The sequence below is a fragment of the Aureimonas glaciei genome (assembly GCF_014643375.1).
Taxonomy (GTDB): Bacteria; Pseudomonadota; Alphaproteobacteria; order Rhizobiales; family Rhizobiaceae; genus Plantimonas; species Plantimonas glaciei.
Genome location: NZ_BMJJ01000004.1, coordinates 18,467 through 41,628 on the forward strand (window position 1 = coordinate 18,467; position 23,162 = coordinate 41,628).

Here is a 23,162-nt window from a genome sequence, read left to right on the forward strand (position 1 = left end):
GCTCGAGGCTCCCGTCCGCCACGGCCCGGAGAAGCCGAAGATGCTCTCCGTCGCCGACGCCAAGGCGATGGACGTCGGCACCATGGCCGACCTGTTCAAGGACCACATCAACCCCGGCCAGTTCCATTTCATGAAGCTGCTCGGCTTTCACAAGGTGAAGGTCGAGCGCGCCGAGGGCATGTTCTACATCGACCAGAACGGCCGAAAGATCCTCGACTTCTTCGGCGGCTTCGGCTCGCTCGCCTTCGGCCACAATCACCCGCGCATCCTGGCGGCGCGGCAGGAATTCCAGAACGAGAAGCGGCACGAGATCGCCATCGCCTTCCTGTCGCAATATGCCGCGGCGCTCGCCAAGAATCTGGCCGCCGTCAGCCCGGGCGACCTCGACATGGTCTTCCTCGGCTCCTCCGGCTCGGAGGCGATGGAAGCCGCGATCAAGGTCGCCGAGCGCGCCTCAGGCCGCAAGAACTGCAAGATCGTCCATGCCGAGAACTCGTTTCACGGCAAGACCAAGGGCGTCCTGTCGATCACCGATTCCACCCTCTACCAGGGCGAATTCAAGCTGGTCGAGAACCGCTACAAGGTGCCGTTCGGCGATCTCGAGGCGCTGACCGCCTGCGTCGAGAGCGATCCCGACATCGGCGTCGTGGTGCTCGAGACGGTGCAGGGCGGCGGCGGCATCATCCAGGCCTCGACCTATTACTGGCAGGGCGTGCGCGCGCTCTGCGACAAGCACAAGGTGATGTGGGTCGCCGACGAGGTGCAGTGCGGCTACGGCCGGACGGGGCGCTTCTACGCCTTCGAGCATCACGGCGTGGTCCCCGACGTCACGGCCCTCGCGAAGAGCTTTGGCGGTGGCAAGGCGGCGATGGGCGCGATGATCGCCCGGCGCGAGGTCTACATGAAGGCCTATGGCACGCCGAAGACGGCGATGATCCACGCTGCCGCCACCTTTGGCGGCATCGGCGAGGGCTGCGTGACCGCCATCGAGGCGCTGAACACGCTCTACGACGAGGACCTGATCGGCAATGCCCAGGTGGTCGGCGACTACCTGCTGCAGCGGCTGAAGGTGATCCAGCAGCGCTATCCCTCGCTGATCAAGGAAGTGCGCGGCCAGGGCCTAATGGTCGGCCTCGAATTCCACGATTTCTCCCGCACCCTGCCGCTGGCGCTGCGCCCCGTCATCGCCATTCTCGACGAAAAGCTGAAGGGCTCGCTGTCCGGTTTCGTCGGCGCGCTGCTCCTGCGCGATTACGACGTGCTCGTCGCCTTCACCGAGTACAACCGCAACGTCATCCGTCTGGAGCCGCCGTTGATCTGCTCGGAGGACAATGTCGACCAGTTCTGCGACGCGCTCGATGATCTCCTTGATCGCGGCATCGTCGGCATCGTGAAGGATTTCATCAAGGCGCAGATGGGATAGCGGCACCGTCAGTCACGGCGACAGCATCGAAACGGCGCGTCCCCAGGGCGCGCCGTTTTTCGTATGCGCGGATGGTGGCCCGGCAAGGAGGTTTTCCGCGGATGCCGACCCGCCTGGAATTCGGGCGCGAGGGCCAGAAGCCAGGTAGGGGGCGGCCGGGGCAGGGGGCGTTGCAGGGCCGTGCGGACCGATGGCCGCCAGTTCACTTCACATAGGCGTCCCAGCACGGGGACAGGCTGACGAGGCGATGGCCGGCGAGACCCGGCGCATAGAGGTCGCGCAGCGCCATGTTCGCGTTGGTGATCGGGCATTTCGGATAGAGGACGAGATCGGCACCACCCACTGCCCGCAGCACCGAGGCCCCCGGATCGGGCACCGCCCGATAGGGATCGGCGCCGATGGCGATGTAGCGCGGCGCATGGCGGTCGAGCAGCCAGGGGAACGGATTGACGAAGTTGAGGCTCATGATCGTTTCGAAGCGGACGCCGTTGGCCCGTTCATACGCCTTGATCGCCTCGACGGCCTCCTCTGCCGCCAGCAGCCAGGTGATCTGGAAGTCGGGGTCGGTATAGAGGGTGAAATCCGACAGTTCGTCCCGGTCGGCGAAGAACTGCCAGGTGTCCGGAAATCTTCTATAGGCCTCCAGCATGGTTGCCGCGTGCTGGACGATCGCCTCGCGCTGCGAGACGGCAGCCAGGTTCTTGAGGCCGTCGGCCTTGACGACGGTATAGTTCATCTGGCCGACGAAGGCACGGGCGGCGCGGTGCATGACCCCCACCATGGTCGGCAGCGAACTGGCGGCCACGAGGGTCAGGACCAGGCCGAGGCTGCGCCCGTTCCACCGCCCGCAGCGGGTCAAAAGCTGCAGGAGCACCGGCCAGACGAAAATGAAGCCGAGGCCGCCGGTGTTCTGGGTTTCGACGAAAAGCGCCGCCGTCAGCGCGACGCCGAGCCACAGCGCATCGTGGTCGAACAGGGCGGGCACCCGGGAGAGGGCAGGCTGGCGCGCGAAATCGCGGGCATGCCCGATAAAGGCCCGGGCATTCAGCACCATCAGCACGCCCGTCAGCGCGACAAGCGACGCGAACACCCCGAAATGCAGGGAGGCCGCCTGCAGGAAACGCGGCAGGAGACTATCCTCGTTCTTCTCCAGGAGCAGCAGGATGTCGGCGGCATAGGCGCTGACGAGGCCGAGCCAGAGCTCGAGCCCGGCCAGCACCAGGGCAAAGACCAAGGCTGCGGCGATGGCCGTCCGTACGGCCAGGCGCCCCGCCGCCACGGCAAGGACGCACAGGACCGCACCGGCGATGAGGCCGGTGATCTTGGTAAACAGCAGCGCCAGCATGCATCCCGCGACGAGGACGAGCAGCGTCCGACGCGACTCGGCAAAGACGAGGCCCGCCATCAGCACGTAGAGCAGGAGGGAGACCTGCCGGTTGTAGATGCCGAAGCCGTCCACGCCGGGATAGGCGTAATATTCCTCGACGTTGAACGGCAGGATCGAGAAGACAAGGAAGGGAATAAGCAGAGACAGCGCGACGAAGCGTGAGCGGCGGTCGATATCGGTCAGCACCACGCCAAAGAGCGGCGCGCTGACGAGGAGCAGCGACCATTGCACGACAAGCAGGGGCTGGCCCGCGGGGAAGATCCACACGAACAGCGAAAACAGGTAATAGCCAAGCGCTCCGACCGGGGTGAAGAAGTCGACGCCTGGCACCTGGCCGTCGAAGATCCGGTTCGCCGCATCGAAATAGATATAGAGGTCCCAGTAGAAGGGACCGATCGGCAGCGTCGTCCTCACCGTCAGCAGGAGAGCAAGGATCAGACAGGTTGCCGCCAACAGGACAACCGGCGCGAACAGGGCGCGCCCCCTTCGCACCGAGCGCCGTTCTAGGGCCATTTGCGACAACCGGGCCTCCCGCCATGCCAGATTCGACTGGCGATAGAATGCCGCAGCAAGGTTAACCTAAAGCTGACGTAGCGTCCGGCGAGGCAGGAACTGCGAGATCCGGGCGCGGTGCATCAGGTCTGCGCCATGCCTCCCATCGGCCTCCTGCGGAAAGCGACTCGCCGAGCCCTGCCTCAGGCCGGCCCGATGTTCGCTTCCGTCGACAGGTCATGTCGCAAAGAGACTGCGACGGGTGGGAGCGCTCGACTAATCTCGCGTCACGTTGAGGGCGCCGACGCCCGACAAGGAGTTGCCATGCAGACCCATGCCCGTGCTGTCGTCATCGGAGGCGGCGTCGTCGGCGTTTCGACGCTCTATCACCTGGCCAAGAAGGGCTGGACGGACAGCGTCCTGATCGAGCGCAAGGAGCTGACCTCCGGCTCCACCTGGCATGCCGCAGGCCTCCTGCCGCTGTTCAACATGAGCTATTCGGTCGGCCAGCTGCACCGCTACAGCGTCAAATTCTATCACGAGCTGCAGGAGGAGACCGGCATGAATGTCGGCTTCTCCGTCGTTTCCAACATCCGCCTCGCCCGCACCAAGGACCGTTGGGACGAATTCCAGTACTATGCGGGCATCGCCGAGACGATCGGCGTCAAGGTGAAGATGCTGACGCCCGCCGAGCTGAAGGAAATCTGGCCGCTCTGCGAGACGGACGGCATCCTCGGCGCGATCCAGCATCCCGAGGACGGCTACATCCAGCCCGCCGACCTGACGCAGGCGCTGGCCAAGGGTGCCCGCGACAGGGGCGCGAAAATCCACCGCAACACCACGGTCACGGGAATCGAGCAGCTGCCGTCGGGCGAATGGAAGGTCTCGACCGACCAGGGCGACATCATCGCCGAGCACGTCGTCTCCGCCACCGGCAATTTCGCCCGCCGCACCGGCCGCATGGTCGGGCTCGACATCCCGGTCATCCCGGTCGAGCACCAGTACATCGTCACCGAGGCGCATCCGGCGATTATGGAGCGCAAGCGCCAGGGACTGCCGGAAATGGCCGTGCTGCGCGAGAGCGACTCCGCCTGGTACATGCGCGAGGAGGCCGGCGGACTTCTGCTCGGCCCCTACGAGAAGGGCGCGCCCTGCTGCTATCTCGACGGTCCCGACGACAACTCCGAATACGAGCTGTTCCAGGAAGAGCTCGACCGGCTGATGCCGCATATCGAGACGGCGATCGCCCGCGTTCCCGCCTTCGGCGAGGTCGGCATCAAGAAGGTCTACAACGGCGCCATCGCCTACACGCCGGACGGCTCGCCGATCGTCGGCCCGGCGCCGGGGCTCACCAATTTCTGGCTGAACGAGGGCCATTCCTTCGGCATCACCGCCGCCGGTGGCGCCGGCTGGCAGCTGGCCGAATGGATGGCGGGCGGCGCGCCGACGGTCGACATGGTCGGCGTCGACCCCCGCCGCTTCGGCCCCTATGCGACCGAGGGCTACCTCATCCAGAAGAACGAGGAAGCCTATGCCAACGTCTTCACCACGCACTATCCCGACGAGGAGCGCGCCGCCGCGCGGCCGCTGAAGACCTCGCCCTCCTACGATCGGCAGAAGGCACTCGGCGCCGTGTTCGGCTCGGTCTACGGTTGGGAGCGGGCCAACTGGTTCGCCCCCGATGGGCTTTCCGTCTCCAAGGAAGAGCTCGACCTCGGCGCCGACGTTCTGACCAACGAGAACCACGCGCCGGCGGATGCCGACGGCGTCATCCGGGAAAAATGGTCGTTCCGCCGCTCGAACTACTTCGAGCACGTCGGCAACGAGGTGAAGAACGTCACGGAAAAAGTCGGCCTGCTCGACCTCACCGCCTTCGCCAAGATGGAGGTTTCGGGCCCGGGCGCGCGCTCCTTCCTCGATGGCATCCTCGCCAACCGCATTCCGAAGGCGCGCGGCCGCGTCGCGCTCTGCCATCTCCTCACCGAGACGGGCGGCGTCCGGGCCGAATTCACCGTCTACGAATGGGCGCCGGGCCGCTTCTACCTCGTCTCGGCCGGTGGCTACGAGCGGATCGACCACGACAATCTCGCCCGTCTCGCGCCGAAGGACGGCTCCGTCACGCTGCGGCCGCTGACCGAGGCGATGGGCGTCCTCGTCATCGCCGGCCCGCGCTCGCGTGAGCTCTTGGCAAAACTCACCCGCGCCGACCTCTCCAACGCCGCCTTCCCCTGGCTGACCGGCAAGGCGATCGACGTGGCGGAAGTCGGCGTGCATGCGCTGCGCGTCAACTTCGTCGGCGAGCTCGGCTGGGAACTGCACCATCCGATCGGCATGCAGAACCGCCTCTACGACGCGCTGCTCGCCGCCGGCGAAGAGTTCGGCATCAAGCCTTTCGGCATCCGGGCGATGAACACCATGGCGCTGGAGAAATCCTACCGCCAGCTGCCGCGCGAAATGTCGATCGAATACAACGCGCTGGAATCGGGGCTCGACCGCTTCGTGCAGCCGAAGAAGGGCCCGTTCATCGGCCGCGAGGGCGTGTTGAAGGCGGAGGCCGAGGGCCTGCGCTGGCGCTTTGCGACGCTGGAGGTCGAGGGCGTCACCGATGCCGACGCGCGCGGCTCCGAGCCGATCTACCACGACGGCGAGATGATCGGCCGCGCGACGAACGGCGGCTTCGGTTGGCGCGTCGGCAAGAGCCTCGCTCTGGCGATGCTGCGCCCGGACCTGGCGGTGGAGGGCACGCGGCTGACGATCAAGATCCTCGGCACGCTGCACGAGGCCGTCGTCGTCGGCGAGAGCCCCTTCGATCCGGAGAACGATCGCCTGCGGGGCTGACGCGCGCGCCTCGATCGCCAAGGTCTAGACGAATGACGGATTCGTGAATTGCCGCGCCGGGCGATCGGGGCGAGCTTTTCCGGATGCGCGCTCGTTGGACCCCGACTTTCGCCTTCCTGCTTGCCGGTTGCTGTCTCGCAGCATCGGGGAGTGAGCCGGCTGCGGCCGACGAGATGGAGGTGGATGTCGAGCTGGTGCTGGCCGTTGACGTGTCCTGGTCGATGGATTCGGGCGAGCAGCGCCTTCAGCGCGACGGCTATGTCGCGGCCTTCCGCAGCCCGGAAGTCCAGCAGGCGATCCTCGAGGGCGGCAACCAGCGCGTCGCCGTCACCTATGTCGAATGGGCCGGGACCTTCTCGCAATCGGTCGTCGTGCCCTGGACGCTGATCGCCTCCAAGGCCGATGCCGACGGATTTGCCTACCGGCTCGCCGAAGAGGAGCCGGAGCGCGAGCGCCGCACCTCCATCGCCGCGGCGATCGACTTCACCGCTGGCCTCTTCGACGGCAATGGCTTCTCCGGTCTGCGCAAGGTGATCGACGTTTCCGGCGACGGGCCGAACAACCAGGGTCGGGGCGTGACCGAGGCGCGCGACGCGGCGGTCAAGCGCGGCATCACCATCAACGGCCTGCCGCTGATGACGTCGGGCGACTCCGGCGGCTATCTCTCCTGGGGTTCGATCCCCGATCTCGACAAATACTATGCGGACTGCGTCATTGGCGGGCCCGGCGCCTTCATGATCCCGGTCAACGACTGGGCGCAGTTTCCCGACGCCGTCCGCCGCAAGCTGGTGCTGGAACTGGCCGGCCTCTGGCCGGCACCGAAAGCGCCCGAGGCCGCCATCATCCCCGTCGCGTCCGGCCCCGCGCCGGACTGCCTCATCGGCGAGCGCCAGTGGCAGCAGCGCCAGGGGCTGTGGATCGACGATACGCGGTAGGCGAAAGCAGGCTTGGCCGGAGCGGCAAGAAGCATGGGATGACGAATATTGAAGGGTGGTAGAAGTTGTCACCGCCTGCCGAACGCCAAGCACCGTCGTCTCCGAATAGTCATCTCGGACTTGATCCGGGACCCATGCCAAATCGCTGAACATGATCGAGGACGGCGGACATCCCCGATCCTGACCCAATGAGGCGGGGACAGCGCCTCGGCATGGGTCCCGGGTCAAGCCCGGGATGACTACTCTCAGAGAGGGGCAGGAAGCTATATTGCCAGTCGAACGCACAGCACCGTCCTCTCCGATTAGTCATCCCGGACTTGATCCGGGACCCATTCCAAATCGCTGAACATGATCGAGGACGGCGGACATTCCCGATCCTGAACCAATGAGGCAGTGGTAGCGCCTCGGCATGGGTCCCGGGTCAAGCCCGGGATGACTACTCCCATAGGGGGGCGGGGAGCTTCATAGCCTGCCGAACGAACAGCACCGTCCTCTCCGATTAGTCATCCCGGACTTGATCCGGGACCCATGCCAAATCGCTGAACATGATCGAGGACGGTGGACATTCCCGATCCTGACCCGATGGGGCAGTGACAGCGCCTCGGCATGGGTTCCGAGTCAAGCCCGGAATGACTACTCTCAGAGGGGGGCAGGAAGCTTCATTGCCTGGAGAGCACGAAGCATTGTCCCTCGCGTTCGTCATCCGGACTCGGTGATCCGGCCCCGCCGCTGAACAAGACGAGCCGGTGGGGCCGTCCTGAATGGCATCGTCGGGAGACTGGCTGCCGCATGAATCCCCGCGCTGCGCACGAGGATGACGAGACGGAGAGTGGTTTCGGCGCAGACGGGGCCAATCCGCCGATCGACGGCCTCGGCCAGGCCCCACCCGGCCCGCAGCAAAGCCTCAGCCGTATTTCGCCACCGCCACCGGCGGCGCGTTGACGGCTGCCCTCGCGGCGCGTTCCTGCTGCGGCGAGCGGCCGTAGAGTTCGCGGTAGCATTTGGAGAAGTGCGAGGCGGAGACGAAGCCGGAGGCGACGGCGATCTCGACGATCGGCAGGGCCGACTGCAGCAGAAGGTGGCGGGCGCGGTCGAGGCGGATTTCGAGGTAGTAGCGCGCCGGCGAGCGGTTCATCTCCTTGTCGAACAGGCGCTCGACCTGGCGGCGGGAGAGGAAGACGCGGCGCGAGATCTCGACCAGCGACAGCGGCTCGCCGAGATTGGCCTCCATGATCTCGATGATGGCCAGCACCTTGGCGTGCTGGACGCCGAGGCGGGCGCGCAGCGGCAGGCGCTGCCGGTCGTGGCTGGCGCGCACGCGGTCGGTGAGTGCCTGCTCGCAAACCCGGTTGACGAGGTCGTCGGTGTGATCCTCGCCGATCAGGGCCAGCATCATGTCGAGCGCGGCGGTGCCGCCGGCGCAGGTGAAGATGTTGTGGTCGATCTCGAACAGGTCGGCATGCACGTCGGCGCGCGGAAAGGCCTCGGCAAAACCCGGCAGGTTCTCCCAGTGGATGGCGCAGCGGCGGTCGGCGAGGAGGCCGGCGCGGGCGAGGATCCAGGCGCCGGTGCACAGGCCGCCGACGGAGACGCCGCGCTGGTGCGTCTCGCGCAGGTAGGAGAAACTGGCGCGGTCGTTGAAATCCTCGACGAAGACGCCGGAGCAGACGAAGACCATCGACGGCTTGCCCTCGCCCATCAGCGCCCGCCGCTCGGTCTCGACCGATCCGCCGACGGTGATCTCGACATTGTTGGAGGCGAAGACGGGGGCGCCGGTGGGGGAGGCGAGGCGCCAGCGATAGGCTTCGTAGCCCAGGAGCCGGTTGGCGATCCGCAGCGGCTCGATCGCCGTGGCGAAGGCGATCATCGAAAAATTGGGCACCAGCAGAAACACGATGCTGCGCTTCAGCGTCTTCGACGGTTCGGGCCGTGACGGGACGGGAACGGGCAACTGGAGCATGGCCACTCGGTCGGTTCGGCTTGTTTGCCGTCGTTCCAAAGTGCGCGTAAATCACATGTGGTTCAAGCGCCTGCAGCCAAATTTGCGACAATTCCAGAAAGCGACTGCCAATTGTGCAGCGCCGTCCTTAACGGCGCCAGACGCTCGGCACCGGAGCCGCGCTTCTGCCGCATCGATCCGGATTTCGGACCAGGGTTTTTGCAGCGCTGGGAGAAGTCAGGCGGGTCGCCGGCTGCTCCTGCGAACGACTGCACGCCGCGCGCTCCCTAGCGAGAAAGCCGCTTGCCGTTGGCTGTGACGCGCCTGGAATAGGGATGCAGCGCCGCCGAAAGTACGTCGTCGGCATCGTTGTGTGCACTGCGCATGACGCCGGTCATGGCACTCATCGTCGTCTCCATCGCCACCTTGACCATGGCCATGTTCATCGCCACCGCGCTCTCGCCCATGGCCTGCAATTTCTCGGTGACCATCTGTGAGGCCTCGCGCTTGGAACTCGCGGTGGGCGCTGCCGCGGTGATCCAGAATTCCGTCATTCGGCTTGCGATGACGAAGGGGGCTTCCATGGCGAGGGTCGCCATGGCCGTGGCGGCTTTATGCGTCGGGAGTGTCATCACAGGGGATACCTTGGTCGGGCTGCTCATCTCGCAGCGCTCTCATCAACGCGCGAGGCATCAGAGCGTTCATTCGTCACAGACTATTGGCGAGGTGCGAACGTTTTGCTTCCCGGTTCCGAAAGAAAATCGCCGGCCCGGCGGGACGGCCGCGTCGCCGCGCTCTTGCTGTGGCCTCAGTCGCGGCCGGTGCCGCAGAAATCGATGACCTGGATGGCGAAGTCGGGCTTCTGCCGATGCACGAAGCGCTCGTCCTCAATCGTCCGCCGCACGTCCGCCCGCCCGTCGGCCCAGCGCTCGGTGGCGGTGTGGCGCGAGAATTCGTAGTCCTTGGAATCGCGGCTCCAGGACCGACGGCGGTTGATCAGATGCACGATGGTCACCGAGGCGTCGTTGCTGACCTCCCGCAGCATGCCGGCGTCGACGTCGTCGTCGAACTCGGCAGGGAGCTTGGCCAGAAGACGGTGCAGGGCCCGCCGCAGCTTCTGCCGCTCCCTGGCCATGTCGGTGTTGAGCCGCGTGCGGCTGGAAAAACGGATGTCCTTCTCGCGCTCGGACAGGTCGAGAAGGGTCTGCGGCAGCGGGCCCCTGGCGCTGAAGAGATCGACCTGGAAAATTAGGAGATCCTGTCGGCTCTCCTCGTCGAGCACGTATTGCAGCGGCGTGTTGGAGACGAGGCCGCCGTCCCAGTAGTGTTCACCCTCGATTTCGACGGGGGAGAAGCCGGGGGGCAGGGCGCCGCTGGCCATTACGTGCTCCGGGCCGATCGTCATGTGCCGGCTGTCGAAGTAGCGAAAATTGCCGGTGGCAACATTGACCGCGCCGAGGCTGAGGCGCATCCGGCCCTCGTTCAGATAGTCGAAGTCGACCAGGCGCTCCAGCGTGGCTTTCAGCGGCGTGGTGTCGTAGATGCCGAGCGCGCCCTGCGTGCCGGGCGGATGCAGCACGGCCGGCAGGATCCGCGGCTTGAAAAAGCCGGGGACGCCGAAGAGGGCGGTCGTTGCCGCGCTGGCGTGGTTGAAGCTGGTTCGCGAGATCTCGTCGGCGAGAAGCGGCGAGGCTGTCAGGCCGGAAGAGACCTCCTCCCAGAAGCTGCGCAGAGCGGCGACGCGTCGGGCCGGAGGATTCCCGGCGACGAGGGCCGCGTTGATGGCGCCGATGGAAATGCCGGCGACCCAGGAGGGCTCCGCCCCGTGCGCGGCCAGTTCCTCGAAAACGCCAGCCTGATAGGCTCCGAGCGCGCCGCCCCCCTGGAAGACGACGACGAGGGATTCGTCCTTCTGGACGATGGGCGGATGGGAGAAGGTTGGCTTGTCCGCGGTCATGCGGCGCAATATAGCCCGGTCGCCCGGTCCGCAGAAGACGGCAGACCAGGCGCCACACCCCGTCGTGAAAAAATAGCCGGGAGCGGAACGGATTCACCTTTCGGCCGTTTTACCGCCACATAATGTTATTTGGAGACTGAACCATGTCGAACCGTATTGCCGCCGTCTCTTTCTGTCTCGCCGCCATCCTGACGCTCTCGGCCTGCGCCAATACGGTTCGTGGCGTCGGACGGGATGTCGGCAACACCGTCGATGCGACGGGCGCTGCGGTGAACGACGTCGCGCAGTAAGCATTCCAACTCGTCCGACATTCCTGTCGGATCGGAAAGGGGAGCCGCCAGTCGGCTCCCTTTTTTCGTTTGGGGTGCAGTGGAAGAGGGTGGTGTGTCGCCTGGCTCTTTAACCCCTCCTTAATGGCGCTCGGACACAGTCGCCTCACGATCCTGAGGAGACGCGCCGTCGTGAAGCAGACCCCGGAAAAGCCAGAAATTGCGAAGGCGGACGTCGTCTCGACCGTCGCGGCCCTGGTGCAGATGCTGGCCGATGCGGGCATCCAGCCCGGCAAGATCAAAGCCTCCCTCACGAAAGCTGCCAAGCCCGGCAATCTAATTGCGCTGGAAGCGTGTCTGGTGACCCTGCCGCGCGCCTACGCGGCGTCCCGACGCGCCTGACGCAGCTCATCGACGCGACCATACCGGCGCCCGCAGCCCGCGCCACTTCAGGCCGCGCTCGCGGCCCCGCCGGCAGAGTCGGTCGGAGATCCGATATTCGGTCTTTTGACGTGCCCCGCGCCCTAGGCGGCTGGGCGATCCGGCGGATTGACCATGGCGGTCATGATGCCCTGCAACGTCAGATGACCGATCGCGACGCCCGACCCGTTCACGACATGGGCTGACTGGCTGCAACAGTCGGTCATGGTGCGGGCCGCTTCCTCGATGATGGTGCCCCTGGCCACGGCCGGTCCGCGCGGGCCCTCCTGCGACGTCGTCGGCTCCATGATCGTCTGGACCTGGATCACGCGGCCGCGGTTCACCTCGCGCACAAAGGAGGCGATATAGCCGTCGGCGGGCCTCAGCACGATCTCCTCGCCGGTTCCCTGCTGGACGATCTCGCCGTCGCGCAGGATGGCGATGCGGTTGCCGATGCGCAGGGCCTCGTCCAGATCATGCGTGATGAAGACGATGGTCTTGTGCAGCTCTTCCTGCAGGCCGAGCAGCACGGACTGCATGTCGCTGCGGATCAGCGGGTCGAGGGCGGAAAAGGCTTCGTCCATCAAAAGGATGTCGGCATCGGTGGCGAGCGCGCGGGCAAGGCCGACGCGCTGCTGCATGCCGCCGGACAAAGCGGTGGGATAGCGGTCCTCGTAGCCGGACAGGCCGACGCGGTCGATCCAGCGCTTGGCGGCGGCGCGCTTTTCCGCCTCGCCCTTGCCCTGGATGGTGAGGCCGTAGGTGACGTTGTCGATGATGGTCTTGTGCGGCAGAAGCGCAAAGCGCTGGAAGACCATGGAGATCTTGTTTCGCCGGAAATCCCGCAGGCGAAGGGCCGACATCGCCAGCACGTCCTCGCCGCCGATGAGGATCTCGCCGGAGGTCGGCTCGATCAGGCGGTTGATGTGGCGGATCAGGGTCGACTTGCCCGAGCCCGACAGGCCCATCACCACCTGGATGCCCCCCTTCGGCATGTCGATGTTGATGTCCTTCAGGCCGAGGACGTGCTGATGCTTCTCCATCAGCTCGGCCTTGGTCATGCCGGCCTTGACCTCTTCGACGAGGCGGCGATCCTCCGACCCGAAGATCTTGTAGAGCGAGCGGATGCGGATCGCGACGTCATCCATGGGCGGCCTCCCGGTGGCGCTGGAGCCGATGGCCATAGGCCTGACTGGTGCGGTCGAAGATGATGGCTATGGCGACGATGGCGAGGCCATTCATCACCCCTTGCGCGAAATACTGGTTGGTGATGGCCTGCAGCACCGGCTGGCCGAGGCCGCGCACGCCGATCAGCGAGGCGACGACGACCATGGCGAGGGCCATCATGATGGTCTGGTTGATGCCGGCCATGATGGTCGGCAGCGCCAGCGGCAGCTGGACGCCGGTCAACCGCTGCCAGGTCGACGCGCCGAAGGCGTCGGCCGCTTCCAGCACTTCCTTGTCGACCAGCCTGATGCCGAGATTGGTCAGCCGGATGATCGGCGGCATGGCGTAGATGACGACGACGAGGAGGCCGGGAATGAGGCCGATGCCGAGCAGCATGACGATGGGGATGAGGTAGACGAAGGACGGCATGGTCTGCATCACGTCGAGGATCGGCGAGACGATCGCCTGGACCCGGTCAGACCGTGACATCAGGATGCCGATGGGCAGGCCGATGACGATCGACAAGAGCGTGCAGACCACGATGATCGACAGCGTGCGCATCGTATCTTCCCACATGCCGAAGATGCCGATGAGGAGCAGGGCCACCACCGTGCCGATCGTGATCTTCCGGGAGTGGCTGGAAAACCAGACGATGGCGGTGGCGACCAAAAGCACGATCCACCAGGGCGTGGTCAAAAGCAGGCTCTCGAACCACAGCAGGAAATCCAGCAGTGGTCGGAAGATCGCCTCGATGGTGTCGCCCCAGGCGCGCGAGAACGCCTTATAGGCCTGGTCGACAGCACGGGTTCCCTCCCGCAGGAGGCTGCCGTTCATTTCGGGAAACTCGTAAAACCAATCCGGCACGGTTTTCAACCAATCCAACACGTTGTCCTGTGCCGCGTCGCTTCGGCGGTGAGGTCATCCCGGGCGCGCATGAGTGACGCGTCCGGCCTCGGCAGGCTGGGAGCCTCGGCAGGCCCCGGAGCCTGGGTCGGCATGGAGCCTGAGAAGGCATGGGGGACAGTCACTCACGCGCATGGCGACCGGCCGGGCTTGCGGAAGTCCCGTCGGTCGCCGTCGCTTGCCAACGGGGGAAATGGCCCGCTTGCGCGCCATGCCCTGCCGAGGCTTGGGGCGGGAGCCGCGAGAGCGGCTCCTGCCGGAATGGCCTAGAGGGCCGCCTTGACCTTCTCGGCGACATCGGCCGGGACCCACTTCGTCCAGACGTCCGGCTGGCTCTCGAGGAAGTGCATGGCGGTGTCCTCGCCGTTCGCCTGCTTGTCTTCCTTCCAGGCGAGAAGCTTGTTGACGATATCGTTGCTCCAGCCGCGGGTCTTCAGGTATTCGGCCGCGCCGCTCGACGATTCGGCGACCTTGGGCGTCACCATGGTGAAGACCTCGCTCTTGGTCCAGGCGTTGATCTTCGGATCCGGGCAGTCGGCGACCGAGGTGCAGCGCTTCCATTCGGCTTCGTCGAACGTGGTGTCGAAGCCGAGCTTGGTCATGTCGTACTTGCCGAGCACGGCGGTCGGTGCCCAGTAGTAGCCGAGCCAGGGCTGCTTGTTCTCGTAGGCCTTGGCGATCGAGCCGTCGAGGCCGGCGCCCGAGCCGGTGTCGACCAGCACGAAGCCCTTCTTCTCACCCTCATAGGCCTTGAAGAACTGCGTCGTGGTGATCTGGCAGCCCCAGCCCGACGGGCAGTTGTAGACGGCGCCCTTGGATGGGTCCTCGCTCGACGGGAAAAGCTCGGGATGGTCCATGGCGTCCTGGATCGTCTTGATCTCGGGATGGGCCTCGGCAAAATAGGTCGGGATCCACCAGCCTTCCTCGCCGCCGTCGGTCAGCGACTCGGCGCCGTAGACCACCCGGCCGTCCTTGACCGCCGCATCGATCTGGTCGCGGAACTGGTTGACCCACATTTCCGGCGCCACGTCCGGCTGACCCTTTTCGGTCATGGAGGCGAAGGTCGGCATGGTGTCGCCCGGCACCAGGGACGCGTCGCAACCGTAGCCCTTGTCCAGTATGAACTCGTCGATCGAGGCGAGGACTTCAGCGGAGGCCCAGTTCATCGCAGAAATCGTCATCGTCCCGCAGTCTTCCGCAGCGGATGCGCTGCCGGCGAAGCCGAAGATCGAGGCAGTCAGGATTGTCGATGCGAGTAGCTTCTTCATGTCCGGCCTTTCAAGAGAGTAAAGTAATCAACTGGAAGTCACAACGAAACGCAAGCGCCTCAAGTAGACGTAGAGATCTACATCAGTCGAATGCGTTGCAGGAGAGGGTCGCAGTTGTGTTAGAGCGAAGGCTAGCGGGTTGGCGCCGCGAATCCAACCGTTTTCTGATTTATTCTGGCAGCGATCACGCAGGTGTTGAGAAAGATCAGGCTGACGGGCAAAGGCGGTCGGGATTGTCGACGCGCCTTGCGCCGCGTTTGCACCCTTCGACCTTACACCAGACTAAGAGAGTGACAGCGGTGCGCATGCCCGAACGCGACGGCGGCAGTTGTCTTAGCGGCATGGCGTCGCGCCAGGCGTCGATTGCGTGGCGGCCCGGCGCATCATTTCCGCATCCCGTTCCGGACGACGCGCAAACGTTAGAGGATGAGTAACACCTGCCTGCGATAACAGGGAGCGACGAAAGACGCCCCGCTCCGGACAAGGTATTGCGTACCGGATCGTGGCGCCCAGACCCTCCAGTCACGTTGTGGAGAAAACCGCGCTGCGTCTTCGGACGGCGCGGTTTTTTCGCGTCTGCATGGAGGAACGGCCACGGGCGTGCCGACTGCTCGGCCCTGGCGCCGCAAGTCCGGCCCGCGGCGCTCCGGCGCCCGTCCCATCGCCAGCGTCGACCCGGGCCGGGGAGGGGCCGTCCGACCGCTCCCGCTTCCAGCATCAAGTTTCGATCGGCCTCGCACCGTGCATGGGGAAATGGCGACGCTTCGCGCCAGACGTCAGACCGCCGTGATGACGCGGCCCAGGGCGGGTCTGGGCAAAGCTTCCGTCGAGCCGCCCGACCGCGTCTGGTATCGCGACAGAATTTCACCGGCGATCCGGTCGGCGGGCATCGGCTTGCCGAAGAAGTAGCCCTGCTGCTGGTCGCAGCCGAGCGAATGCAGCAGATCGGCCTGCTCCTTCGTCTCCACGCCCTCGGCGGTCACCTTCATGCGCATGTGATGGGCGAGCGAGACGATGGTGCCGAGAATCTCCCGCACGTTTTGTTCGCCGGAATCGAAGGCGACCATGAAGGACTGGTCGATCTTCAGCTTGTCGAAGGGGAAGCGCCAGAGATAGCCGAGCGAGGAATAGCCGGTGCCGAAATCGTCCATGTCGATGGAGATGCCGAGCGCCTTCAGCTCGTTCAGCTGTCCCAGTATGTCGTCCGAGCGTTCCAGCAGAAGCGATTCCACCACCTCGATCTCGAGCCGCCGGCCGGGAATGCCGGCCTTGTCCAGCGCCTGCTTGACGATCGCGACCAGATCGCCGTCCCTGAACTGCACCGCCGACAGGTTGACCGAAACGAACAGGTGCTCGGGCCAGAGCGCGATCTGCTCGGCCGCCTTGCGGATCACCCAGGTGCCGATTTCCTTGATGTAGCCGCGCGTCTCGGCGATCGGCACGAAGAGCACCGGCGAGATGTAGCCGCCGGCGGGATCAGGCAGCCGCAGCAGGGCTTCGAAGCCGAGAAGCTGGGTGCCCGAGCCGTCTACGATGGGCTGGTAGAACAGTTCGAACCCGTCATTGGCCAAAGCGTCGCGCACCGTCGCTTCGATCTGGCGGCGGCGGTGCACCTCCTCGTCCATATGCGGCTCGAAAACGACGAAGTGCCCGGTCTTGGAGGTCTTGTGCTGGAACAGGGCCAGTTCCGAGTGCTTGACCAGCTCGCCATAGGTGCGACCGTCGCGCGGCATCATGGCGACGCCGATGGAGACGTTGGGCCGGATGGTCTGGCCCTTCAGCTCCACCGGTTCGGCGATGGCGCGTTTGATGCTGAGGGCGACGGCGGCCAGATCGTCCGGACCGGTGACGCGCCGTCGAAGCAGGACGAAGTCGTCGGCGCCGATGCGGGCCAGAAGATCGCTGCGATCGACCGTCGCGGTCAGGCGATTGGCGACGATCCGCAGGAGCTCGTCGCCAAAGCCCTGGCCGAGGCTGTCGTTGATATCCGACAGTCCGTCGATGTCGATGAAGCAGAAGGCCATCTCCTCGCGCGTCGCCCGGGACGTGGCGAGGATCCGCTGGGTCTCCTCCTGCATCCGCGTCCGGTTGAACAAGTGCGTCAGCGGATCGTGATTGGCGAGAAACTGGATGCGATCGTCCGCCTCCGCGATCTTGCGGTGGCGGCGGACGTAGATCAGCAGCGGAACGCCGGTGGCCGTGAAAAGGAGCAGCAGGATCGAGAGCGCGGCATCGCGCAGCGTCACCGTGTAGGCGGTTCGGTCGTCGATCATGTCGGCGACGACGGAGAGGTAGCCGATCGTCTGGCCGTCCTGGACGAGCGGCGAGACGACGGAGGGATTGGTGCGGCCATCGTCGTGGACGACCTGCCACTTGCCCGGCTTTCCCATGGTCTGGTCCGAGAGGCGGTCCTTGGAGCTGATGCCGCCCGGGCGGTCGCGCAGGAGCCACTCGTAGCGATCGGAGCGCGAGCGGAAGACTTCCTCGCCGTTCCGATTGAAGACCGCGAAGCTGTCGATATCGGCGAGCGCTGCGAGCTGACGAATCGTCGTCTCGGCATCCGCCTTGCGCGAGACGCCGGTGAGGAAGGCGTTCACATTGCCCTCGTCGGACAGCAGCAGATCGGAGAACTTCTCGGCCTTCGTCCGCAGCGTTGTCTCGATGAGGCCCCCGATCGTGGTCGCCGCAATGTGAAGCATGCCGAACGTCACGAGGCTCGCGAGGATCGCCGCACCGAGGATGGTCGCCCAGTATCTTTTCAGTCCGTTCAGCATCGGGTGTGTCGATGATTCCTCAGTCTTCCCATGCATAACGTCAGAAAGTAAAAATTTGGTCTGGAGCGACTTTCGCGGTTTCTTCGCTGGGCGTCGTCCGGGTCCAGCGCCGTCACTCACCTTCCGTTGCGTGACTGTCACAGGCGTTCGGAAATAAACTATGAATCCGCGTGGGTAATTGACGCTGCCGCCGGCAATTTCTTACGATTAGTTCCAGCTCAGCCAGTCGTTCGGCAGGGGCAGGGGAGTTCATTTCATGAAAGTGTTGAATTGTCTGGCGTTGGTCGCCGCGCTCGTCTTTTGCCTTTTGCCCGACGCCGCATCGGCCAAGCCCGTCCTGGTTGCGACTGTCGATATTTCCTCGCAAACGATGACGGTGACGCGCAATGGCGCCGTGGTCGATCGCTGGAAGGTGTCGACCGCCGGGGCCGGCTATCGCACGCCGACGGGGCGATACAGGCCGACCCGGATGCACCGCATGTGGTACTCAAAAAAGTACCATAACTCGCCGATGCCCCACTCGATCTTCTTCCGCGGGGGCTATGCCATCCATGGGACCGGCGCGGTGTCGCGCCTCGGTCGTCCGGCTTCCCACGGCTGCATCCGGCTGCATCCCAGCCATGCCGCCCAGCTGTATGCGATGGTCCGCAAGGTCGGCCCGGCCGGGACGTCGATCGTCATCACGCGGTAACGGATGATCTCCGGTCCTGAGACCGGCAACGGACACTTCCCCGCGGCGGGCGGGGCGCGTTCTCTCAAGGGCGTGAGGGCATGGAGTCAGGGCGGCCTAGGGTTCGCGGGCCTGGGCGCCTCAGGCGGAGCGGCTCATTCCTGCCAGCGGCGATGGAACCACATCCACTGTTCCGGATGATCGCGCACCCAGGATTCGACGACGTCGTTGAGCGTCTGGCAGCTGGCGGCGATATCGATGGCACCGTCGGCCGTCCGCGGCAGCGCGAGCTTGGGCTTCAGCTCCAGGCGGTAGCGGCCGCCCGGCAGGCGGATGGAGCGGACGGGATAGACCTCGCAGTCGAACTGCCGTGCTAGCTTGGGGACGAGCGGGTTCGTCCGGCACTCCCGGCCGAAGAAGGTGGTCTTGACGCCCTTCTTGAACTTCTGGTCGACGAGCATGCCGACGGCGCCACCGCGATCCAGCGTTCCGGCCAGCGCCCAGGCGGCGCCGGCCTTCGACGGCACCATGTGGCCGCCGCTGGTGCGGCGCGTCGCCAGGATCTCGCGCGCGATGTAGCGGTTGTTCGGTTTGCGGAAGAGGGCGGTGACTTCGAGGTCGAAGGCCGCGGCGCAGATCGGCAGCAGCTCGAAGCAGCCGAGATGCCCGGTGAAGAAGATGAAGGGGCCCTTGCGGTTGCGCAGTTCCTCGAAGATCTCGCGTCCCTCGACTTCGATGAGGCCCTCGCCGGGGCGATCGGGGTCGAAGTCGAAGATGTCGTCGAGAAACACGAACTCGGCCGCCAGGCGCGCCATCTGCTCCCAGTTGGCGCGCGCGGTCGCCTCGATCCAGGCGGCGTCCTTCTCGGGATAGGCCAGTCGCAGGTTTTCCGTCGCCACGCGGTGGCGGGGCGTCAGCGGGCCGATCCACCGGCCGAGGGCCGCGGCGGTCCGAAGCCCCGCCTGCGGCGGCATCAGGCGGATGAGGCGCAGGAGGCCGAACACAGCCTGCGCCGCCGTCCAGTCGGAGACGATGCGCCAGCGCTTCCACGCCTGCTTGAGAAGCGGGCTCATGCGGTCGGCCGGCCCTCGATGTGGAGGATAATCTTGCCGAAGACGTCGCGCCCGGCCATGCGCTGCAGCGCGACGTCGATCTCGTCGAAGCCGATCGCCGTGTCGATCACCGGCTTCACCAGCCCGCGGGCCATCTTCTGCATGGCGTCGGCCATGTTCTCCATCCGGCAGCCGAACGAGCCGATAAGGCGCAGCTGCTGCTGGAACAGCATCATCAGATTGGTCGGGGCCGAGACGCCGGAGGTTGAGCCGCAGGTGACGAGCCGCCCGCCGCGCTTGAGACACAGCATCGAGCCGGCCCAGGTGTCGACGCCGACATGCTCGAACACGACGTCGACGCCCTTCTTCTTGGTCAGCTTGCGCACCACGCCCTCGAACCGGTCGGAGCGGTAGTTGATGACGTGGTCGGCGCCGAGCGCCTTGGCGCCCTCGATCTTGGCGTCCGAGCCGACAGTGGTGATCACGGTCGCGCCCTGCCGCTTGGCGAGCTGGATCGCCGCCGAGCCGATGCCCGATCCGCCGGCATGGACGAGAATCGTTTCGCCGGCCTCCAGCTTGGCATTGTCGAACAGCATGTGCTCGACCGTGCCGAAGGTCACCGGCGCCAGGGCCGCGCCGACGGCGTCGCAGCCGGGCGGGGCGGGGACCAGCAGGCGGACCGGCAGGTTCACGTACTCGCAGGCAAATCCGTCGAGGTGAAAACCGTGCACGCCGCCGACATGTTCGCACAGGTTGTCGCGGCCCTCGCGGCAGGCCTTGCACAGGCCGCAGGTGCGCGCGCCGTAGATCGAGACCAGCTGTCCCGGCAGGACGCCGCTCGCGCCCGGGCCGAGGGCTTCGACGATGCCCGACGCCTCGGCGCCGATCACCAGTGGCAGCTTGCGCTTGGCAAAGGCCATGCCGCGCCAGCCCCAGACGTCGAGATGGTTCAGCGCCACGACCTGGATGCGCACCCGCGCTTCGCCCGGCCCCGGCGCCGGCGGTTCGTCGATCTCCGTCTGGCGCAGATCCTTGTCGCCGATGAGTTGCAGTGCGCGCATGAGATTACCTTAAAAGCGGTCTGTCGAATCAGCCGGGTTCGCGGCCGAGGACGAGGCTGACATTCTGTCCGCCGAAGCCGAAGGAATTGGAGAGCACGGCGGCGACATCGGCGGAACGCTTCACGTTCGCCACCATGTCGAGAACGATCGCCGGGTCCGGGACATCATAGTTGATCGTCGGCGGCAGGACGCCCTCGCGCATGGTCAAAAGCGAAAACACCGCCTCGATCGCGCCGGCGGCGGTCAGCGTATGGCCGATCATCGACTTGTTCGACGAGATCGGCACATCGCGGATGCGCTCGCCGAAGACCGCGGTCAGGCCGCCGGCCTCCATGCGGTCGTTCTCCGGCGTCGAGGTGCCGTGCGCATTGATGTAGCCGATATCGTCCGGCTCGAGGCCGGCATCGGCCAGGCCGTGTCGGATGGTGGCCATGATCGGCGAACCGTCGGGCTTAGACCTGGTGCGGTGAAAATCGTCGGCCTTCTCGCCGCAGCCCATGACGACGCCAAGGATGGTGGCGCCGCGGGCCTTGGCCGATTCCAGCGATTCGAGCACCAGGGCGGCGGCCCCTTCCGCGATGACGAAACCGTCGCGGTCCTTGGAAAAGGGTTTTGAAGCCTTTTCCGGCCGCTCGTTCTGGGTGGACAGGGCCGAGAGCAGCGAGAAGCGGATCAGCGCTTCGGCGCCGACCGAGCCGTCGGTGCCGATCGAGATGGCGCGGTCGGTATCGCCGCGGCGGATCGCCTCGACGCCGAGCTGGATGGCACTGGCGCCCGAAGCGCAGGCGGTCGACAGCGTCACCGGCAGGCCCCGCGTGCCGAGACGGTCGGCGAGGCGCTCGGAAATGCCGCCGAACAGCGTCTGGCGGTACATCGCCGGGTCGCGGTTCTGGCGCACGAGTTCCAGCAGGCGGTCGTAGCCGGCTTCCTCGCGGGCCTCGCCCGGCAGCGCGTCGAGCTTGAAGCGGTGCTGCCACTCCAGTTCGATCGGCGGCGCCGCCAGGAACAGCGGCCCGGGAAAGTCCTTGTCATAGCCGGCCATGCGGACGGCCTCGAGACCGGCCGATTCGGCCAGCGCGAAGGACAGGTCGATGCCGGTCACCGGCGAGACGTCCATGAAGTCGACGGTGCCGGCGATCTTGGTACGCAGGTTGTCGGTGGCGAAGCGGGTGATGGCGTGGATGCCCGAGCGCCCCGCGGTCAGCGCCGCCCAATTGTCCTCGACGCCTTGGCCGAGCGAGGAGACGAGGCCGATCCCGGTGACGACGACGATTGGTCGGCCCTGGAAGTCCCTGTGGGAAGAAGTCATGGCGAAAACTCCGTCAGCGGCCGTCGAGGGCATGGAGGACACAGACGCCTTCGCCCTGGGCGTGGCCGATGGTTGTGACGAGCGCGCTCGACGGGGTGAAGCCGACGGCGTTCTCGACCCGGCCGTCGAAGGGCGGCAGGCCCTGGCGGCGGGCGAGCGCGGCGGCGGCGAGGGCGATGCCGGCGGAGAACTGCGCCTCGAAGGACTGGCCGAGCAAGGAGCCGAAGCTGCGCAGCGCGGCATCGGGAAAGCGGGACCTAAGGACGTCCCTCTCGGTCTCGGACAGCGCCGCGATCCCGGTCGCGCCCGACAGGATCAGGAGATCGTCATCGGTGGCGCCGCTTCTTGAGAGGAGGGCATCGAATCGCTCGGCGAGAGACGCCTGGTCCCGGGGACCGCGGTCGCCGACGACATGCTCGAGCCGGGCGTAGCCGGCACCGCCGCGGGCGGCGGCGTGCTCGGCCGATTCGAGCACCAGGAAGGCGCCGACGCTGCCGATGGTGAAGCCGTCATGGCCGGGCGTGCGCGCGAAGACCGGGCGCCATTCGCCGGTGAGGAGATAGCCGCCCATCTCGTAATTGGTCAGAAGATCCTTGCGCTCGGCCGAAAACGCGCCGCCGACGAGGCAGATGTCGCTCTGCCCGGCGGCGATCCGCGCTGCGGCGGTCGCGATTGCCGAAATGCCTGCGCCCTCCTCGCCCATGAAGGTGCGCGAGGAGCCCGTGACCTTATGGACGATCGAAATGTTGCCGGCCAGAAGGTTCGACAGCTGCGCCAGGAACAGGGTCGGCCGCAGTTCGGAGGAGAGCGTCTCATTGACCATCGCCTGGGGATCGGCAAGGCCGCGGGCCCGCTGCATGACCAGTGCGTCGACCGCGGCGTCGCGCTCGCCGCCGCCGGCTGCCACGATCATGTCGATCTTCGAGCGGGTCTCCTCGCCCTCCTCGATACCGGCGTCGCCCAGCGCCAGGCCGGCGGCGTAGGTTCCGAGCTTCTGCCAGGTCTCCATCTGGCGCTGGTCGCCCTTTTTCGGGATCTGCTGCGACCAGTCGATGGCCGGCAGCGGATGGACGAAATGGGGGGCGTAGCCTTCGGCATCGATCTCGGGCTGTGGCACGCTGTCGACGCCGAGGCGGTCGAGATGGGCCTCGATGCCCTCGCCGAGCGAGGAAACCAGGCCGATGCCGGTGATGAGCACGTCCCGCGCAGGATTGTTCATGGCGCTTCCAACTCGTTCAGGTCCGAGACAACCGAAAGGCGCCAGCGGGCCTGTGTCGCGCCGGGCGCAAGGCCCGGCA

The 23,162-nt window shown here is 66.0% G+C and carries 18 protein-coding genes; 6 read left to right on the forward strand and 12 right to left on the reverse strand.

The genetic code is table 11. From position 1 onward, the window contains the following. Nucleotides 1–40: 40 nt before the first annotated feature. On the forward strand, nucleotides 41–1,423 hold the full coding sequence (locus tag IEX88_RS09435; RefSeq protein WP_244640063.1) for an aspartate aminotransferase family protein: 1,383 nt from the start codon (nucleotides 41–43) through the stop codon (nucleotides 1,421–1,423). Nucleotides 1,424–1,625: 202 nt separating this feature from the next. Here IEX88_RS09435 and IEX88_RS09440 read toward each other — a convergent pair whose 3' ends face one another. After that, the gene (locus tag IEX88_RS09440) at nucleotides 1,626–3,263 is read right to left on the reverse strand and encodes a hypothetical protein (RefSeq protein WP_244640014.1); all 1,638 of its coding nucleotides are present in this window, start codon (nucleotides 3,261–3,263) and stop codon (nucleotides 1,626–1,628) included. Between the two features lie 363 nt (nucleotides 3,264–3,626). On the opposite strand from IEX88_RS09440, the gene IEX88_RS09445 reads away from it, so the two are divergent. After that, a complete protein-coding gene (locus IEX88_RS09445) occupies nucleotides 3,627–6,140 on the forward strand; it encodes a GcvT family protein (protein ID WP_188850371.1) in 2,514 nt (837 codons plus the stop codon). 83 nt (nucleotides 6,141–6,223) lie between these two features. Then, nucleotides 6,224–7,075: a DUF1194 domain-containing protein gene (locus IEX88_RS09450; protein WP_188850372.1), complete on the forward strand. Its 852-nt coding sequence runs from the start codon at nucleotides 6,224–6,226 to the stop codon at nucleotides 7,073–7,075. Nucleotides 7,076–7,979: 904 nt separating this feature from the next. Here the strand turns inward: IEX88_RS09450 and IEX88_RS09455 are convergent. The 3 genes from IEX88_RS09455 to IEX88_RS09465 all read right to left on the reverse strand — a co-directional run bounded on the left by IEX88_RS09455 (nucleotide 7,980) and on the right by IEX88_RS09465 (nucleotide 10,971). Then, nucleotides 7,980–9,035, reverse strand: coding sequence for a GlxA family transcriptional regulator (locus IEX88_RS09455; RefSeq protein WP_188850373.1), 1,056 nt, complete (start codon nucleotides 9,033–9,035; stop codon nucleotides 7,980–7,982). 266 nt (nucleotides 9,036–9,301) lie between these two features. After that, on the reverse strand, nucleotides 9,302–9,676 hold the full coding sequence (locus IEX88_RS09460) for a hypothetical protein (RefSeq protein WP_188850374.1): 375 nt from the start codon (nucleotides 9,674–9,676) through the stop codon (nucleotides 9,302–9,304). A gap of 146 nt (nucleotides 9,677–9,822) precedes the next feature. Next, a complete protein-coding gene (locus tag IEX88_RS09465; RefSeq protein ID WP_188850375.1) occupies nucleotides 9,823–10,971 on the reverse strand; it encodes a patatin-like phospholipase family protein in 1,149 nt (382 codons plus the stop codon). Nucleotides 10,972–11,114: 143 nt separating this feature from the next. Here IEX88_RS09465 and IEX88_RS09470 point away from each other — a divergent pair, with 143 nt between their 5' ends. Together IEX88_RS09470 and IEX88_RS09475 are read left to right on the forward strand one after the other, a co-directional pair. Continuing rightward, nucleotides 11,115–11,261 carry an entericidin domain-containing protein gene (locus IEX88_RS09470; protein ID WP_188850376.1) on the forward strand — a complete coding sequence of 49 codons (147 nt, stop codon included), beginning with the start codon at nucleotides 11,115–11,117 and terminating at the stop codon, nucleotides 11,259–11,261. Between the two features lie 171 nt (nucleotides 11,262–11,432). Further along, nucleotides 11,433–11,642 carry a hypothetical protein gene (locus tag IEX88_RS09475; protein WP_188850377.1) on the forward strand — a complete coding sequence of 70 codons (210 nt, stop codon included), beginning with the start codon at nucleotides 11,433–11,435 and terminating at the stop codon, nucleotides 11,640–11,642. Between the two features lie 122 nt (nucleotides 11,643–11,764). Here IEX88_RS09475 and IEX88_RS09480 read toward each other — a convergent pair whose 3' ends face one another. The 4 genes from IEX88_RS09480 to IEX88_RS09495 all read right to left on the reverse strand — a co-directional run bounded on the left by IEX88_RS09480 (nucleotide 11,765) and on the right by IEX88_RS09495 (nucleotide 17,772). Next, the gene (locus tag IEX88_RS09480; RefSeq protein ID WP_188850378.1) at nucleotides 11,765–12,808 is read right to left on the reverse strand and encodes a quaternary amine ABC transporter ATP-binding protein; all 1,044 of its coding nucleotides are present in this window, start codon (nucleotides 12,806–12,808) and stop codon (nucleotides 11,765–11,767) included. After that, nucleotides 12,801–13,661, reverse strand: a complete 861-nt coding sequence (locus IEX88_RS09485; protein WP_188850757.1) for an ABC transporter permease — start codon at nucleotides 13,659–13,661, stop codon at nucleotides 12,801–12,803. The genes IEX88_RS09480 and IEX88_RS09485 overlap by 8 nt, the downstream gene beginning before the upstream one ends. 335 nt (nucleotides 13,662–13,996) lie before the next feature. Further along, entirely contained in the window at nucleotides 13,997–14,998 is a 1,002-nt protein-coding gene (locus tag IEX88_RS09490; RefSeq protein ID WP_188850379.1) for an ABC transporter substrate-binding protein, read from the reverse strand. A 776-nt stretch (nucleotides 14,999–15,774) separates the two neighbouring features. Continuing rightward, nucleotides 15,775–17,772 carry a putative bifunctional diguanylate cyclase/phosphodiesterase gene (locus IEX88_RS09495; protein WP_244640015.1) on the reverse strand — a complete coding sequence of 666 codons (1,998 nt, stop codon included), beginning with the start codon at nucleotides 17,770–17,772 and terminating at the stop codon, nucleotides 15,775–15,777. A gap of 256 nt (nucleotides 17,773–18,028) precedes the next feature. Between IEX88_RS09495 and IEX88_RS09500 the strand changes: the two genes are divergently transcribed. After that, the gene (locus IEX88_RS09500) at nucleotides 18,029–18,463 is read left to right on the forward strand and encodes a L,D-transpeptidase (RefSeq protein ID WP_188850380.1); all 435 of its coding nucleotides are present in this window, start codon (nucleotides 18,029–18,031) and stop codon (nucleotides 18,461–18,463) included. 134 nt (nucleotides 18,464–18,597) lie between these two features. Here IEX88_RS09500 and IEX88_RS09505 read toward each other — a convergent pair whose 3' ends face one another. From IEX88_RS09505 to IEX88_RS09520, 4 genes are read right to left on the reverse strand one after another with little or no spacing between them, the layout of a single operon-like run. Next, nucleotides 18,598–19,515: a lipid A biosynthesis lauroyl acyltransferase gene (locus IEX88_RS09505; RefSeq protein ID WP_188850381.1), complete on the reverse strand. Its 918-nt coding sequence runs from the start codon at nucleotides 19,513–19,515 to the stop codon at nucleotides 18,598–18,600. Then, nucleotides 19,512–20,555 (reverse strand): zinc-binding dehydrogenase, encoded by a 1,044-nt coding sequence (locus IEX88_RS09510; protein WP_188850382.1) that lies wholly within the window; start codon nucleotides 20,553–20,555, stop codon nucleotides 19,512–19,514. Before IEX88_RS09510 ends, IEX88_RS09505 begins: the two co-directional genes overlap by 4 nt. Nucleotides 20,556–20,583: 28 nt before the next feature. Continuing rightward, complete coding sequence (locus IEX88_RS09515; protein ID WP_188850383.1) at nucleotides 20,584–21,864, reverse strand: beta-ketoacyl-ACP synthase; 1,281 nt, start codon at nucleotides 21,862–21,864, stop codon at nucleotides 20,584–20,586. 13 nt (nucleotides 21,865–21,877) lie between these two features. Beyond that, complete coding sequence (locus IEX88_RS09520) at nucleotides 21,878–23,083, reverse strand: beta-ketoacyl-ACP synthase (protein WP_188850384.1); 1,206 nt, start codon at nucleotides 23,081–23,083, stop codon at nucleotides 21,878–21,880. Nucleotides 23,084–23,162 lie beyond the last annotated feature (79 nt).

Coding starts and splice junctions, on each gene's coding strand:
- IEX88_RS09520 (WP_188850384.1), bottom strand. CDS start 23,083: ATGAACAATCCTGCGCGGGACGTGCTCATCACCGGCATCGGCCTGGTT.
- IEX88_RS09505 (WP_188850381.1), bottom strand. CDS start 19,515: ATGAGCCCGCTTCTCAAGCAGGCGTGGAAGCGCTGGCGCATCGTCTCC.
- IEX88_RS09455 (WP_188850373.1), bottom strand. CDS start 9,035: ATGCTCCAGTTGCCCGTTCCCGTCCCGTCACGGCCCGAACCGTCGAAG.
- IEX88_RS09490 (WP_188850379.1), bottom strand. CDS start 14,998: ATGAAGAAGCTACTCGCATCGACAATCCTGACTGCCTCGATCTTCGGC.
- IEX88_RS09510 (WP_188850382.1), bottom strand. CDS start 20,555: ATGCGCGCACTGCAACTCATCGGCGACAAGGATCTGCGCCAGACGGAG.
- IEX88_RS09485 (WP_188850757.1), bottom strand. CDS start 13,661: ATGAACGGCAGCCTCCTGCGGGAGGGAACCCGTGCTGTCGACCAGGCC.
- IEX88_RS09445 (WP_188850371.1), top strand. CDS start 3,627: ATGCAGACCCATGCCCGTGCTGTCGTCATCGGAGGCGGCGTCGTCGGC.
- IEX88_RS09435 (WP_244640063.1), top strand. CDS start 41: ATGCTCTCCGTCGCCGACGCCAAGGCGATGGACGTCGGCACCATGGCC.
- IEX88_RS09495 (WP_244640015.1), bottom strand. CDS start 17,772: ATGCTGAACGGACTGAAAAGATACTGGGCGACCATCCTCGGTGCGGCG.
- IEX88_RS09450 (WP_188850372.1), top strand. CDS start 6,224: ATGCGCGCTCGTTGGACCCCGACTTTCGCCTTCCTGCTTGCCGGTTGC.
- IEX88_RS09515 (WP_188850383.1), bottom strand. CDS start 21,864: ATGACTTCTTCCCACAGGGACTTCCAGGGCCGACCAATCGTCGTCGTC.
- IEX88_RS09470 (WP_188850376.1), top strand. CDS start 11,115: ATGTCGAACCGTATTGCCGCCGTCTCTTTCTGTCTCGCCGCCATCCTG.
- IEX88_RS09460 (WP_188850374.1), bottom strand. CDS start 9,676: ATGAGCAGCCCGACCAAGGTATCCCCTGTGATGACACTCCCGACGCAT.
- IEX88_RS09465 (WP_188850375.1), bottom strand. CDS start 10,971: ATGACCGCGGACAAGCCAACCTTCTCCCATCCGCCCATCGTCCAGAAG.
- IEX88_RS09480 (WP_188850378.1), bottom strand. CDS start 12,808: ATGGATGACGTCGCGATCCGCATCCGCTCGCTCTACAAGATCTTCGGG.
- IEX88_RS09500 (WP_188850380.1), top strand. CDS start 18,029: ATGAAAGTGTTGAATTGTCTGGCGTTGGTCGCCGCGCTCGTCTTTTGC.